Below are 13,919 nucleotides of genomic sequence, written 5' to 3'. Positions count from 1 at the left end.
TTCCTGCTACACCACCAGGATGCTGGCCTGCGCCTTGAGCGGGCAGGGTAGGCTGTCGTCGAAGGTGATTTCGATGGCGCTGGCAATGAACATGCCGCCGATATGCTGGGCGGCGATTTCCGGCGGCGTGCCGGGCTTGGTCAGGTTGACGTCCTGGGCGAACACAAACACGCGCCAAGTGCCATACACATCCTGACCATATTGCAGCAACTGCCGATACGCGAGTTTTAAATTCAGGCTGGCGGCATACACGCCGTCATTGGCGCCGGGATCGTAGGCCAGGCCGTCATCGGTCAATGTTTCCACGAAATACAGGCCCTGCGGCGCCTGGAACAGCACGAAGGCATACAGTTCGTTGCCACGGAAGAGATCGCCATTATCGCGCCGGAAGCTGGCCCGTACCCACAAGGGTTCGAACGCCTGCACCACGTCGGGCGTATCCGTTTCCACGGGGCCGGCCACATGCACATTGACTTGCGTTTCGCTCACGGCATGGTGGTAACTGGCGCCCGTGGTAAAGCGGTCGTATTGCCAGCGGATATCTGCCGTGTAGGGCTGGCCCGCATTGGGCGCTTCCGGTAACACCCATTGCGCCACCACGCGCTCGCCCAGAGTCAGTTCGCCGGCGGCGGGCGGTGTGGCTTCCTGCCCGCGCCAGAATGGGTCGGCCAGATCGGAACAGGCCGCCACGATGGCGCCCGAGGCGATGGCTGACGCCACGCCCGCCACCGTGAATTCTGGCTTGCCCGAGACCGCTCCTTTGGGTGTGCAGCAATGCACGCTGGGGTCGTTTTCCTCCACCGTGCCACCCACGCTGAAATTGGCCTTGCCAGCGCCCAGGGCGGCCGCGATGATGGCCACCAGGGCGGCGATCAGGGCGATGATGATGGCCAGTATCTTCCACCAGGGATCGGAAAACGGCAATTCCCCGTGCGTGCCCGAATAAGCGGGATTCGGCGTCCAGACCAGGGTCATGCCGGTGGGCACGATTGGCCCCCATTGCGGCGGACAGCGGCAATCCTTGTCGTTGCCATCGTTGCCAGCACCCGTGCTGCCCCAGCGCTTGCCGGGCAAATGGCCTTGAAGCTTGGACAGTTCCAGCGTGCCTTCCTCGACCGTGCAGGTGTAGCTATTGGTGGCGCTATTGAAGCGTGTCTGTGAGACAAAGATTTGCTGGATCGAGCGGCGCGGCGTGTAGCCATCGGCCTTGGCGACAAAGCTGACCAGGCGTTTTCCCGGTGCGGCGTGCTGGAAGTCGGCATCCCAGATGACCAGCATGGCGGCGCCGGCCGGCACGCTGGCAAAGAAAAAGGTGCGCGCCACGGGGACGATGCCGGGATCGCCCACGCTTTCCAGGTAGACGGTGACGTTGTTCAGTGCGCTGCCCGACATATTGGTCACGTGGGCGGCGATGCGCAAGCCGTAGATGGCGTTGTCGAACACGCCATCGGGCAGCATGATATTAGTGACGGGCTCGATTGCGAATGGCCGCGTCAACACTTGCATGGGCGTGTCGCTCATGATGTCTGCTCCTCACGACCGTCTTCGCTGCTGACGATCAGGTAGGTGATACCTCCCAATACCTTGCCATCCTGTCTTTCCAGCACGCGCAGCAGCGCATACTGATAGGGCGGCAGCTTGTCGGCACGCAGGCTCAGGTAGGCGCCCACGGCCTGGCCGCGCGGCACCTCGAGTAGCAGTTTCTGCTCGCCTGCGGCGTCATCATTGCAGTGGGGTTCACGGCTCAAGCCCGCACTGACGGCAGTCTCTTTCGCCGGCTGCCATTTCCCCAGCCCCAGGGTGGCCAGCAGGCGTGGCGCCAACTCGCCGCCCTGTTCCAGATGCAATTCCACTTTTCTGGCCTGGCGCGCCAGGGCGGCCACCGTGATGGAGAGCATTTGCGCGCGCCGCGCCGCCTGTACCACCTGAACATTGCGCTGGGCGATCTGTTCGTGCTGCTGGGGCTGGAACAGAAAGCCGTTCGGCAGCGGATCGGGCAGGGGATTGATATCGCCTGCGCCATGGGCCACGGCCAGCAGGCATTCGTGGCCGCCATTGACGATCACGGGAAACCAGGGCACCAGGCACAGCACTTCCTGCGTGGCGCCGGGCGCCAGGTCGGCAAACGCGGAACCGATGGCTGTGGCGGCGCCGACGGCGATCAGCCCGGAAGGGTCGGCCCAGTAAAAATCCACCCGCACCCCGTTCGACGCGCTATTGCCCGTGTTGTGCACGCGGCCCCACAGGTAATTGCTGCTGCCGGCCACGGGCGCGCCGGGCGGACCATTCGGATCGTTGCCGGGCACGACCCAGATATCGGCGCTATCCCACCACCAGGGCTGGCCGTCTTCGATGATCAGGTGGGCTGACATGGCATCCTCCTCGTCTGCGCCGCCGCGTGTGCTGCGGTGATTCAGCTTAGGACGCGCTGTCCTGGAGCGTTTGATCGGCGTCAAAGGCCATGTGCTGAAAAGCGGATGGCGCATGCAAAACTGCTGAACCGTGATCGTGAGGTAATATTGGGCAAGGAAGCCATGGCTGCGGCACAGATCGCGGATGGCATGGGCATGCAGGTAGTCACCAGGGTTGGAATGTGTTTGAACCAGTAAATGAACGTTGTATCAAGGCCGCTTGCGGCCAGGCATTGCCGCTGCGTGTGGTGTATTGCCCGTTTTGCGGCACGCGGCAAGCTGCCGAGCTCAAGGCCGAGCCTGCGCCGGCAAAGCCTGTACAGATAAGGAAGCCGCCGCCGGTGACGGTCCCGGTCCCGGTCCCGAAACCTGTGCCGCCGCCCATTGCCATCCCCATTCCACCACCAGCCGCGCCAGCCAAGCCGCCACCGGCGAAGCCTGTCAAGGCTGCCCGTTCCGTGCCGCCGCCGCGTCCGCCCATCCGGCTGCGTACCTGGATCGTCGCGGCGCTGGCGCTGCTGGGCATCTGGCTGTTCAACAAGCCGTCCGACAAGCCGGCCAGCGTGGCCCAGCAGATAGCGGCGGCCACGGCGCTGGCGGCCCAGTGCGACCTGGACGGTGCGCGCAGCGCGCTGGCCACGCTGAAAAGCGCCAGAGCGCCGGCTGTGCAGATCAAGCAGTTACAGTCCAGCATCAACAGTTCCAGCGCCGCCTGCGACAAGAAACAGCGGCCCGCGCAGGAAGGCGCCACGGCGCTGGCAGCCGTCAATCAGGCGCTGGCCGACGGTACGCTGGAGGTGGCGGCTACGCGGCTGGCCGCCTATGTCAAGCGCCATGGCGATGATGCCGATACGCTGGAACTCGATGCGAAAATCAAGGTGGCGCAGGCCAGCCGCAAGCTCGATGCGGCCGACGCCTGCCTGGCGAAGTCGGACCGGGTCTGCCTGGAAAGCAATCTGATCGCGGCCGAGCGCTATAAACGGCCGGAACTGGCAGCACGTATCCAGGCGCTGCGCATGGTCCTGTCGCAGTTGCTCGAGCATTCCTTGCTTGATGCACCGGCGGCGTCCACGCATTAAAAGCTGCCGCAAACCGTGTGCTTATGTGCGTTAGCGTACGCTTGAAAAGAATTTCCCCGTGTATATTAAAGACTGATCTATTCGTTTTGATAACAAAGAAAGGGAATATCATGAAAGCAAGCAAAAACCTGATGGCACTCTGCGCTGCCGGCATGATGGTCGTGGCGCTGGCGGCCTGCCAGAAAAAAGAAGACGTGTCCGCTCCGGGCCCGGCTGAACAGGCTGGCCAGAAAATCGATGCCGCCGCCGCCCAGGCCAATAGCGATATCAAGGATGCCGCCGCCAAGGCTGACGCTGCCGTGAGCCAGGCCGCCTCGGATACGGGCGCCAAGATTGACCAGGTGACTGCCGACGCAAACAAGAAAATGAACGAGGCAGCCGATGCCGTCGGTCAGAAAGTGGAAAAAGCGGGCGAAAAAATCCAGGACGCCGCCCACAAATAAGTACAGCAGCAAGCAATGTGATCAAGGCCGGCCAGTCCGGCCTTTTTTTATGCTGCTGCGGCAGTATCCGTCGCGGCATTGCCATCCAGCGCTTCGGCTGATGCCGCCGCTGTCTTGACCATATGGGCCTCGTCCTGGCCGCCCAGCACCACGCTCAAGTCGACATAGCCGTCGCGCCAGGCGCGTTCCAGGTCTTGTTCCACCACTTCCATGGTCGTGCCTTCCATGCGCTGGAAATGGCGCAAGCCATAGGCGCGGTTGCGTCCATGCGCCTTGGCCAGGTAGAGCGCCATGTCGACCAGGTTGACGCTGCGCTCCCACGATAGCGGCTGGCCCAGCGGCGTTAGCGGATACGGCGCAAAGCCGACCGAGACGTGCACGCTGATCGCCTGCCCCTGGTAGTGCACGGTTTGCGCGGCCACGCCGTTGAGGATGCGCAGCGCGATGTCATCGAGTCCGCCGCGCGTCACGGCCGGCAGGAAGGCGAGGAATTCTTCACCGCCCCAGCGCACGATCATGTCCGTTTCACGCAGCACGTCATGCAGGGTTTCGGCAATCGTGGTCAGCACCAGGTCGCCCGCCGCATGGCCATAGTGGTCGTTGATCTGCTTGAAATGGTCGACGTCGAGCAGGAACAGGGCGCCGACGATTTCGGCATCCGTATCGGCCATAGTCTGGCGCTGCGCCAGCTTGCCTACATGGCTGCCGTGCTGGCGCATGAATTCCTGGAAATGGCGGCGGTTATACAAGGCCGTCAGCGGATCGCGCGAGCTTTGGCGCTTGAGTTCCTGATTCTTCACGTTCAGCTGCACGTTCGCATGGCGCACCTTGCGGTACAACATGCCGACGATGACGGACGCCATCGCCAGCACCAGCGCCAGCAGCCACCAGATGCGCTGTTGCAGGCGGCGGTTGTCGATTTCGGCGCTTTTCACCTGGTTTTCGCGGCTCAGTAATTCGATTTGCCGCTGTTTCTTTTCCGCCTCGTATTTTTCTTGCAGCTCATACACGGCTTTTTGCCGCTGCTTTTCAAACAGCTGGTTTGAAATGCCCCGTTCACGGTGATAGGCTGCCACGGCGCCGCGCATGTCGCCGGCCTTTTCCAGGGTCTGGCCGTATTCCAGCAAGATTTCCTGCATGTCGGGCTGGTTGGCCGTGCGCTCGTAATAGGCCAGTCCCGCTTCCACGCTGCGCTTGCCCTCGGCGAGGCGTCCCAGGCCGATCTGCGCCTGGCCGATGTTGACGTGCGCCGCCGCTTCGATCAGGCCATTGTTGACCAGTTGTGCCGCCTTGATGGCTTCGTTGCCGTAGCGCTGAGCCTGCTGGTAATCGCCCTGTTTCAAATAGCTGTCCGACAGGTTGACCAGGGTGGGCGCCAGCATGCCCTTGGCGTCGAGCTTGCGTTCCAGCGCCAGCGCATCGAGCAGCGCGCGCTGGCCCCGCACCGGTTGTCTGGCATCCAGCGCCAGGCCGTATTCCGTATTTTTTGCTTGCGCCATGCGGCCCGGCGATCCCAGCTTGCTGGTGAGGACCAGCAATTCATCGAGCGCCTGGAAACCCTTGTCGTATTCGCGCATTTGCCGGTACAGCACGGCCAGCGCATTCAGTGAGGCGGCCAGGTCCCATTGTGAGTCGCTCTGGCGCGCCAGGTCGACGGCAGCCTGCAGCTTGGCCAGGGCCAGGGGGAAATTGCCTTCCTCGGCCCAGGACTGGCCCGCGCCTATCATCGCCTGCACGCGCACGGACAGGTTATTGGTCTGGTTGGCGACTTTTTCCGCTTCGAAGGCCAGCTGGTGCGAAATGTGGCGCTCGTTCATGGCGAACTTGATATAGGCCTTGTTGAGCAAGCCCTTGGCCAGCGCCACGTCGTCAAGGTTGCTCCTGGCGTAGGCGATCAATTCCTCGGCCAGCTGCATGGCGATATCGTTTTGCCCCAGGCGCATGCGGGCATTGCTGAGTTGAGTGAGGAACTCGGCGCGCACGGGCAGCGGCGCGCTGCGCGCCTGCACTTCCATCTCTTGCAGATGCTGCAGGGCGCGGTCGGGCACGAAGCGGCCATCTTCGCGCACGTCCAGCAGGCGCTGTTCCAGGTCTTCCTGGGCACCGGCGTGCACCGGCCACAGACAGGCCAAGGCCAGCAGCCACTGCACTCCCTGTTGCAACGCCATCTTCTGTTTGCCTGCCAACGTACCGTCCCCATATTGAGCACTCTTGTCTGCAAAGATTATATTCCGTTGCAATCAAGAAATATCATACCGTGTGCAGTTTTTTGCAAAAATACACACCGGGGGTGTTGACAGGGGCAGTTTTACTGGGCCAGCTGTTGTAACAGGTACAAACGCTGGTACAGGCCGCCGTCGATTTGCATCAATTCTTCATGCGGCCCTGCTTCCGTGATGCGGCCATGGTTGAGCACGATGATGCGGTCGGCGTCGCGGATGGTCGACAAACGGTGGGCGATGGCGATGATGGTGACCTTGCCGCGCAATTCATCGAGGGCCGTCTGCACGATCTGCTCGGTCTGGCTATCGATGCGCGAGGTCGCTTCGTCCAGCAGCAGGATGCGCGGCTGGCCGGCCAGTGCGCGGGCAATCGCGATCAGTTGCTTCTGCCCTGACGACAAACGTGAGCCGCCTTCGCCCAGTGGCGTGTCGTAGCCGTGTTCCAGCGCCGCGATGAAGTCGTGCGCATGCGCAGCGCGCGCGGCCGCTTCGATCTGCGCCTGCGTGTAGCCACGGCCCATGTCGATGTTTTCACGTGCCGAGGCAGCCAGCAGGAAGGGGTCTTGCGGCACCAGCCCCACGTCGGCGCGGAAATGCGCGTTATCGATGCTGTCGAGGGCGATGCCGTTGACGGCGATGCTGCCCTGCGTGACGGGATAAAAGCGCAGCAGCAGGGACAGCAGGGTCGATTTGCCGCTGCCCGTGTGGCCGACGATGCCGAAGAACGCGCCTTGCGGAATCTCCAGCGACAGGTCGTGCAGCACCGGCTGGTTGTCGATATACGCAAACGTCAGGTGCGAAATCGCCACCGCCGGCACCTTGCCGTCGTTGGCGCCATGGCGCGCGGCCGGCGCCGCCTTGCCGGGTGCATGTTCGAGCGCCTGCGCTTCGTCGAGCAGGGCCGAAACGCGCGCCGTGGCCACCACCGATTGCTGCAGCTGGCTAAATTGCATCGTGATCTGTATCAGCGGCTCGATCACGCGCGCGATGTAGCTGATGAAGGCGTACAGCACGCCCACTTCCACTGCGCCGATGTCGCGCCGGCCAAAGCTGAAAATAACTACCGCCAGCAGCACGATATTGAGCATGTCGAGGGCAGGGCGCAGCAGCCAGGCGTTGGCGCGCAATTCCTGCAGGCGGGCCGTGTAATGGTCTTGATTGATGCCCGTAAAACGCGCGCCGAAACGGCGTTCCGCATTGTTCGCCTGCAGCACGCTCATGCCGCCGATGGATTCGGCGACCTGGCCATTGATTTCGCTGCGCAGCGCGCGCGTGCGCGTCACGGCCGGCGCGCTCCAGCGCTGGTACAGGAAGACGATTACCAGCACGGCCGGCAACAGGGCCAGCACGATCAGCATCAGCCGCCAGTCCATCCAGGCCATGGCCGCCATGGTGCCGATCAGCACGATGGAACTGTCGAGTATCACGAACAGCACCTGCACGTACAGCGACTTGACCGCTTCCGTATCGTTGGTGACGCGGCTGACCAGCTGGCCCGTGATGGCGCGGTCAAAAAAGCTCATCGGCAAACGCAGTACGTGCTGGTAAACCGTCTCGCGCAGCCGCTGCACCGAACGCATGGCCAGGCCCGACAGGCGCACCAGCTGCAGATAGCGCAGGCCGCTGGCAGCCCAGCCCGTGAGCAGGCAGCCGGCCAGCAGCAAGGACATGCGGGTCCAGTCCAGGTGGCGCGGCAGCAGATGCTGGTCGATCAGGGCCTTGCCCAGGATAGGCCCCGTCACTTCCAGGCCGGCGGCGATGATCAGCCAGAAGGTGGCCCATTTCAGGTGGCCCAGGTCGGGCGCGGCGGCGCGGCGCAGCAGGCCGATGGCTTGCAGGGCCTGGCGGTGCACCGGCTGTTTTTCAGTATCGGCTTGCATGGTTTTTGCTGCGGAATTCTCTTTCTCAGATGGCATCGAGGCTGGCCTCCAGTTGTTGGTAGCGCCACTGGCTGGCATACCAGCCATCCTGCTCCAGGAGACTGTCGTGGCTGCCCGTTTCAGTGATGTGGCCATCGCGCAGGACCAGGATCAGGTCGGCATTGACGACGGCGCTCAGGCGGTGGCTGGCGATGATGGCGCTGCGCTCGGGGCGGCGCATGCGCAGTTCTTCCAGGTGCTGCAGGATGCGCGTTTCGGTGCCCGTATCGACCGCCGACAATGCATCATCCAGGAGCAGCAAGCCGTTGTCGGCCAGCAGGGCGCGCGCGATGGCCACGCGCTGGCGCTGGCCGCCCGACAAGGTGATGCCTTTCTCGCCCACGTGGGTCAGATAGCCATCGGGGAATTGCAAAATATCGGCGTGAATGTCGGCCAGCTGCGCCGCCCGTTCGATTTCCTGCTGCGTCGCTTGCGGACGCGCCAGGGCGATATTGTCGGCGATGGTGGCCGAGAACAGGAACGATTCCTGCGGCACCCAGCTGATCGCCGCGCGCAGCGCGTGCAGGGTGTAGGCGTCGAGCGGCTGGCCATTCCAGGTGGCTGTGCCGGTTTGCGGCGTGACCTGGCGCAGCAGCACGCGCAGCAGGGTCGACTTGCCGCTGCCGGTCGGGCCCACCAGGCCCAGGGTCTGGCCAGGCTGCAGTTGCAGCGCAATGTGCGACAGCGCGGGCTTTGTCTGGCCAGCGTAGGAAAAGCCGATGTCTGCCAGTTGCAAGGGGCCAGGTGTCAGGCTGGCGATGGTGCCGTGGTCGTCGATGGCCAGCGGCGCGTCCAGCATGGGGTGCAAGCGCTGCCAGGCGGCGCGGCCGCGCTCGATCAGCGACAGCACCCAGCCGGCGGCGAACATGGGCCAGATCAGCTGGCCCAGATACATGGAAAAGCTGGTCAGTGAACCTATCGTCAACTGGTTTTGCCACACCAGATAACCGCCCAGGCCCAGGGTCAGCGCGGTGGCGGCCGTCAGGGTCAGGCCGACTGCCGGCTCGTAAGCCGCTTCCCAGCGCTGCGCCGTCAGGCTGGCGTTGGCGGCGTGGCCGGCAAGTTCGGAAAACTGCTTGCTGCTGCGCTGTTCCAGTCCCAGCGCACGCAGGGTGCGCACGCCCGACAGCGATTCCTGCACGTGGTCGTTCAGGGCTGCAAAGCGTTTCAGCGAATCGGTGGACGCCGTGTGGATATGGCTGGAAATGCGCCAGAAGGCCAGTCCCATCAGGGGAAACGGCAGCAGGGCGATGCAGGCCAGGCGCCAGTCCACGCCCAGGAGCATGATGCCCAGCACCATCAGCAATGTCAAAGTGCCATCGAAGCCGGCCAGCATCGCTTCGCCGGCCGCCATTTCGATGGCGTCGATATCATTGGTGGCCAGCGCCATCAGGTCGCCCGTGCGCTGGCCCTGGTAAAACGAGGCGCCCTGCTGCGACATGCGCGTATAAAAACGCGTGCGCAGCATCACGCCCAGCTGGTAGGCCGCCTTGAACAGGGTGATGCGCCAGCCGACGCGCAGAAAATAAATGCAGACGCCGGCGGCCAACAGGGATAGTAGCTCCAGCCACAGCGCGTTCGGGGCCAGACGGTGGCCGGCCAGCGCATCGATGATGGCGCCGACGCGGCGCGGTACCCAGACGGTCAGTGCAGCCACGCCCGTCAGCATGACGGCGGCGGCGGCGTACGACGGCCAATGCTGGCGCACGAAGCCGGCGATAAGCCTCGATAAACTCATGTATTACCTTTTGTGATGATGGGGTGTCGCGGGGCGGAAGGAGGGGCACGCGCACAGAAAGTACGCGTAGGATACAACAAGGCAGATAAATCCGCTGACAGCAGGACGATAATGGCGACGCAAAAAACGGGCCGTAGCCCGTTATCTTGCCGCTCCCGGCGCCTGCGTGCAGCTTACTTGCGTGGGCTGCCTTTGCCGCTCAATATATCGAGCTGCTTCGGTGGCGCAGCCTTGACGACCGGCTTGACGGCAGGTTTTGCGCTGGCCCTGGCGACGGGCTGGACAGCAGCTTTGACAGCCGGTTTCACAGCTACCGGTGCTGGTGCGGGGGCTGGCTTGACGACTGGCGCGGCGGCTTTGGCTACCGGCTTGGGTGCAGGTTTGCTAACGGCGGGTTTGGCAACGACTGGCTTGGCTACCGGTGCCGGGGCAGGAGCTGCCTTGACGACAGGTTTCGCCGCTGTCACGGGCGCTGGCTTGGCTGCCGGCGCTGGGGTGGCGACTGGCGCCGCCGCTGGAACTGGCGCTGGAGCAGGTTTGGCCGCCACTGGTGCTGGTGCAGGCGTCGCTGCCGCTGCCGGGGCTGGCTTTGCTGCAGCGGGCGCAGCTTCCTTGTCGAGTTTGGCCTTGGCCGAGGCCAGCAAGTCGGCCTGGGTACTGGAAGCGATGCCGAACAGCTGGCGGCTATAGGCCAGCACGCTTTCGATTTGCGGCTGCGCCTGGCTGGTGCTGTAGCTGAAGAAGTCGCGCGGGTCTTGCGTTGCCAGCAGATGCTGTGCTGTTTCCGCCGTGTGGGAAATGGCCGCCTTGCCGGTGTTCAGGTTCAGGGCGATGATTTTTTCGGCGCTTTCGAAGACTTTGCTGGTCAGTGTGCTGAAGATCTGCAGCTGATTTTCCAGTTGCGATTTCGCGGCTTCGGAAAATTGTTCTGGAAGCGAAAACATATTTACTCCTTTGTACGGATTAAAATGCTGGCAAAACGCTCTGCACATCCCGAAAACCAGAGCCGGTGCGTTTTGTAAAGTGTCTGGCGTGCTTCAATTTGATTGGACGCTGTTTATGATGCAACGCAATATGAATATTCTAGCGGTGATTCGAGTTGGTTGAAAGTTATTTCTAATTGTGTTGTTGTCCCGTGCGTCAAGCAATTTGAGAGCTGGTGGCAAAGTAAGGAAAGTTTGCGCATGCGCAATACGTTCATGTGAAATTTGTGGCTATGGCTATGATAGCCTGTAGTTTGATGCGATGCAGCATCAGTGATGAAATTATAAAGAAGATAAAAGATGGCGATTAAACTGAAGCAGGAAGTAGAACAACGTTTGCTGGCGTCCATCCAGCGTTATTGCGCCGCGAATCTCGACGAAGACGTGGGCGAACTGAAGGCGAAATTGCTGCTCGATTTCTGCGTGCGCGAAATCGGCCCTTCCGTCTATAACCAGGCCATCCTCGATGCCCAGTCGGCGATGCAGGACAAGATCGCTGAAATCGAGACGGTGTGCTACGAAACCGAATTCGCCTACTGGAAGAAAAAGTAAGTTCAACGTATCGCCAGCTATCAGGAGTCTAGATATGGATTTGCTCATCCGCAACGCCAGCCTGCCCGATGGGCGCCAGCATGTCGACATCGCCATCGAGGGCGGCCGCATCGCCGCCGTCGGTCCGGCCCTGCCCGTGGTGGGGGCGCAGGAAATCGATGTGGCCGGCGACCTGGTCACGCCGCCGTTTGTCGACGCCCACTTCCATATGGACGCCACGCTCAGTTATGGCTTGCCGAGGGTGAACGCCTCCGGCACCTTGCTGGAAGGCATTGCGCTGTGGGGCGAACTGAAGCCGCAACTGACGCAGGATGCGCTGGTGGCGCGGGCTTTGCAGTATTGCGACTGGGCCGTGGCGCGCGGGCTGCTGGCGATACGCTCGCATGTGGACATTTGCGATGCGCGCCTGCTGGCCGTCGAAGCGCTGCTCGATGTGAAACGCCAGGTGGCGCCGTATCTTGATCTGCAACTGGTGGCCTTTCCGCAGGACGGCATCTTGCGCAGTCCCGGCGCCTTCGACAACCTGAAACGGGCGATTGCCATGGGCGTCGATGTGGTGGGCGGGATTCCGCATTTCGAGCGCAGCATGGCCGACGGCGCCGAATCGGTGCGCCTGCTGTGCGAATTCGCCTGCGAGCGGGGGCTGATGGTGGACATGCACTGTGATGAATCGGACGATCCGCTGTCGCGCCATATCGAAACCCTGGCCTATCACAGCCAGCGCCTTGGCATGCAGGGCAGGGTGACGGGCTCGCACCTGACGTCCATGCACTCGATGGACAATTATTATGTCAGCAAGCTGCTGCCTTTGATACGCGAGGCGGGCGTGGCGGCGATCGCCAACCCGCTCATCAACATCACCCTGCAGGGCCGCCACGACAGTTATCCGAAACGGCGCGGCATGACGCGCGTGCCCGAAATGCTGGCGGCCGGCATTCCCGTCGCGTTTGGCCACGATTGCGTGATGGACCCGTGGTACAGCCTCGGTTCGGGCGACATGCTGGAAGTGGCGCACATGGGGCTGCATGTGGCGCAGATGACGGGCCAGCAAGCCATGCACGACTGCTTCCTGGCCGTGACGCAGACGCCGGCCCGTATCCTGGGCCTGGACGGTTACGGCATCGCCCCCGGCTGCCACGCAGACCTGGTGATACTCGATTGCGGTTCCACCGTCGAAGCGCTGCGCCTGCGGGCGGCGCGCAAGCTGGTGCTGCGGCGCGGCAAAGTGCTCAGCGAGGCGCCGCCGGCCCATGCCCGTTTGTCCCTGCCGGGGCGGCCCGAGAGCGTGAACTTCCGCCTGGGGCGCTGATGGACGTGTTGTACTGGACGCCCCTGTGCAAATCCCCGACAATCGTTGTCACTTGTTGAACTTTGCTGGAGCTGCCTTGAAAGAAATTGATATTCGTCCTGCCGTGGAAGCCGACTTCGAGGACATGTGGCAGATTTTCCGCGTGCTGGCCGCCACCGGCGAAACCTATACCTTCACGGCCGAGACCACCCGCGAGCAATGCCATGCTTACTGGTTTGGCCCTGGCGTGCGCAGTTTTGTGGCCACCATGGGCGATGAGCGCCTGCTGGGCATGTACAAGCTGATCGCCAACCAGGTGGGGCATGGCGACCATGTGGCCAATGCGTCTTTCATGGTCGACCCGGCCGCCCAAGGCGTGGGCGTGGGGCGCATGCTGGGTCTGCATTGCATGGACGAGGCGCGCCGCGCGGGCTACCTGGCAATGCAGTTCAACTTCGTCGTCAGCACCAATCTAGGCGCCGTCACCTTGTGGAAGAAGCTGGGTTTTTCCGTCATCGGCACCTTGCCGCTGGCTTACCGCCACGCCAACCTCGGTTATGTCGACGCTTACGTGATGTACCAGTTGCTGAGCGATCCGATGCAGTGGCCGGCATGAGCTTTGTTATCGTCCGGGAAACGCCCCGTTTGCGGCTGCGCAGCGTCACCGCTGATGATGCGGCGTTTTACCTGGAACTGGTCAACGACCCGTCGTGGGTGGCCAATATCGGCGACCGTAAGCTCCATACGGTAGAGGCGGCGCGCGCGGCGCTGGAAACGGGGGCGATAGCCCAGTTCCGCGAACATGCTTATTCGCTCTACATGATAGAGCGCCGCAGCGATGGCGCCACCATCGGCATGTGCGGCCTGGTGCGCCGGACCAGCTTGCCCGGTCCCGATATCGGCTACGCCCTGCGGCCGCCTTACTGGGGCCAGGGGTATGCCTACGAGGCGGCGGCCGCCGTGATGGAGCACGCCGAACATGTGCTGGGCCTCGCCACCGTGTACGGCATCACTGCGCCGCACAACCAGGTGTCGATCAATCTGCTCAACAAACTGGGGCTGCGTTATGAGCGTTATTCGCGTTTGCCGCCCGATGGCAAGGATACCAATATTTATCGCCGCGATTTTCGCCGGCACGGCTGACGGCGTTGCTTGGGCTGGCGTACGCGTATAGTCAAAATGGGGAAAAGTATCTGGAAATGCAGCCCTTTTCCCTGCCGCCGCGCTTACCATTGAGCCGGATTGATGCAGCCTTCATGCATGACAAAGGGCGCTAGCCCATTA

Annotated in this window: 12 protein-coding genes; 6 read left to right on the top strand and 6 right to left on the bottom strand. The window is 62.7% G+C overall.

Translation table 11 applies throughout. The annotated features are described in order from the left end of the window. Positions 1-6: 6 nt before the first annotated feature. Together HDE72_RS12155 and HDE72_RS12150 are read right to left on the bottom strand one after the other, a co-directional pair. Positions 7-1,521, bottom strand: a complete 1,515-nt coding sequence (locus HDE72_RS12155) for a hypothetical protein (RefSeq protein ID WP_183741099.1) — start codon at positions 1,519-1,521, stop codon at positions 7-9. Continuing rightward, positions 1,518-2,372: a hypothetical protein gene (locus tag HDE72_RS12150; protein WP_183741097.1), complete on the bottom strand. Its 855-nt coding sequence runs from the start codon at positions 2,370-2,372 to the stop codon at positions 1,518-1,520. The genes HDE72_RS12155 and HDE72_RS12150 overlap by 4 nt, the downstream gene beginning before the upstream one ends. Before the next feature lie 221 nt (positions 2,373-2,593). Between HDE72_RS12150 and HDE72_RS12145 the strand changes: the two genes are divergently transcribed. After that, entirely contained in the window at positions 2,594-3,490 is an 897-nt protein-coding gene (locus HDE72_RS12145) for a hypothetical protein (RefSeq protein ID WP_183741095.1), read from the top strand. A gap of 110 nt (positions 3,491-3,600) precedes the next feature. Continuing rightward, the gene (locus tag HDE72_RS12140; RefSeq protein WP_183675512.1) at positions 3,601-3,933 is read left to right on the top strand and encodes a hypothetical protein; all 333 of its coding nucleotides are present in this window, start codon (positions 3,601-3,603) and stop codon (positions 3,931-3,933) included. A 47-nt stretch (positions 3,934-3,980) separates the two neighbouring features. On the opposite strand, the gene HDE72_RS12135 is transcribed toward HDE72_RS12140, so the two are convergent. The 4 genes from HDE72_RS12135 to HDE72_RS12120 all read right to left on the bottom strand — a co-directional run bounded on the left by HDE72_RS12135 (position 3,981) and on the right by HDE72_RS12120 (position 10,756). Further along, the gene (locus HDE72_RS12135) at positions 3,981-6,101 is read right to left on the bottom strand and encodes a tetratricopeptide repeat-containing diguanylate cyclase (RefSeq protein ID WP_260176646.1); all 2,121 of its coding nucleotides are present in this window, start codon (positions 6,099-6,101) and stop codon (positions 3,981-3,983) included. Between the two features lie 140 nt (positions 6,102-6,241). Further along, complete coding sequence (locus HDE72_RS12130) at positions 6,242-8,035, bottom strand: ABC transporter ATP-binding protein (protein WP_183741093.1); 1,794 nt, start codon at positions 8,033-8,035, stop codon at positions 6,242-6,244. A gap of 25 nt (positions 8,036-8,060) precedes the next feature. Next, the gene (locus HDE72_RS12125) at positions 8,061-9,812 is read right to left on the bottom strand and encodes an ABC transporter transmembrane domain-containing protein (protein WP_183741084.1); all 1,752 of its coding nucleotides are present in this window, start codon (positions 9,810-9,812) and stop codon (positions 8,061-8,063) included. Between the two features lie 173 nt (positions 9,813-9,985). Next, positions 9,986-10,756 carry a phasin family protein gene (locus HDE72_RS12120; RefSeq protein WP_183741080.1) on the bottom strand — a complete coding sequence of 257 codons (771 nt, stop codon included), beginning with the start codon at positions 10,754-10,756 and terminating at the stop codon, positions 9,986-9,988. A 339-nt stretch (positions 10,757-11,095) separates the two neighbouring features. On the opposite strand from HDE72_RS12120, the gene HDE72_RS12115 reads away from it, so the two are divergent. The 4 genes from HDE72_RS12115 (at position 11,096) to HDE72_RS12100 (ending at position 13,778) form a co-directional block, all read left to right on the top strand. Beyond that, positions 11,096-11,347: a DUF2164 domain-containing protein gene (locus HDE72_RS12115; RefSeq protein WP_183741078.1), complete on the top strand. Its 252-nt coding sequence runs from the start codon at positions 11,096-11,098 to the stop codon at positions 11,345-11,347. Positions 11,348-11,381: 34 nt separating this feature from the next. Then, positions 11,382-12,656 (top strand): amidohydrolase family protein, encoded by a 1,275-nt coding sequence (locus HDE72_RS12110; RefSeq protein WP_183741076.1) that lies wholly within the window; start codon positions 11,382-11,384, stop codon positions 12,654-12,656. A gap of 76 nt (positions 12,657-12,732) precedes the next feature. Next, positions 12,733-13,251, top strand: a complete 519-nt coding sequence (locus HDE72_RS12105; RefSeq protein WP_221291250.1) for a GNAT family N-acetyltransferase — start codon at positions 12,733-12,735, stop codon at positions 13,249-13,251. Next, on the top strand, positions 13,248-13,778 hold the full coding sequence (locus HDE72_RS12100) for a GNAT family N-acetyltransferase (RefSeq protein ID WP_183741074.1): 531 nt from the start codon (positions 13,248-13,250) through the stop codon (positions 13,776-13,778). The genes HDE72_RS12105 and HDE72_RS12100 overlap by 4 nt, the downstream gene beginning before the upstream one ends. Positions 13,779-13,919 lie beyond the last annotated feature (141 nt).

Origin of the sequence: Janthinobacterium saanense (genome assembly GCF_014200675.1) — a bacterium.
Classification (GTDB): Bacteria; Pseudomonadota; Gammaproteobacteria; order Burkholderiales; family Burkholderiaceae_D; genus Janthinobacterium.
The sequence above is the reverse complement of the archived record's forward strand: the minus strand, read 5'-3'. Positions and strand labels throughout refer to the sequence as shown.

Excerpts from the sequence above, each read along its gene's own strand:
- HDE72_RS12140 (WP_183675512.1), top strand. The coding sequence starts at position 3,601 with ATGAAAGCAAGCAAAAACCTGATGGCACTCTGCGCTGCCGGCATGATG.
- HDE72_RS12150 (WP_183741097.1), bottom strand. The coding sequence starts at position 2,372 with ATGTCAGCCCACCTGATCATCGAAGACGGCCAGCCCTGGTGGTGGGAT.
- HDE72_RS12110 (WP_183741076.1), top strand. The coding sequence starts at position 11,382 with ATGGATTTGCTCATCCGCAACGCCAGCCTGCCCGATGGGCGCCAGCAT.
- HDE72_RS12120 (WP_183741080.1), bottom strand. The coding sequence starts at position 10,756 with ATGTTTTCGCTTCCAGAACAATTTTCCGAAGCCGCGAAATCGCAACTG.
- HDE72_RS12155 (WP_183741099.1), bottom strand. The coding sequence starts at position 1,521 with ATGAGCGACACGCCCATGCAAGTGTTGACGCGGCCATTCGCAATCGAG.
- HDE72_RS12125 (WP_183741084.1), bottom strand. The coding sequence starts at position 9,812 with ATGAGTTTATCGAGGCTTATCGCCGGCTTCGTGCGCCAGCATTGGCCG.
- HDE72_RS12100 (WP_183741074.1), top strand. The coding sequence starts at position 13,248 with ATGAGCTTTGTTATCGTCCGGGAAACGCCCCGTTTGCGGCTGCGCAGC.
- HDE72_RS12135 (WP_260176646.1), bottom strand. The coding sequence starts at position 6,101 with ATGGCGTTGCAACAGGGAGTGCAGTGGCTGCTGGCCTTGGCCTGTCTG.
- HDE72_RS12130 (WP_183741093.1), bottom strand. The coding sequence starts at position 8,035 with ATGCAAGCCGATACTGAAAAACAGCCGGTGCACCGCCAGGCCCTGCAA.
- HDE72_RS12115 (WP_183741078.1), top strand. The coding sequence starts at position 11,096 with ATGGCGATTAAACTGAAGCAGGAAGTAGAACAACGTTTGCTGGCGTCC.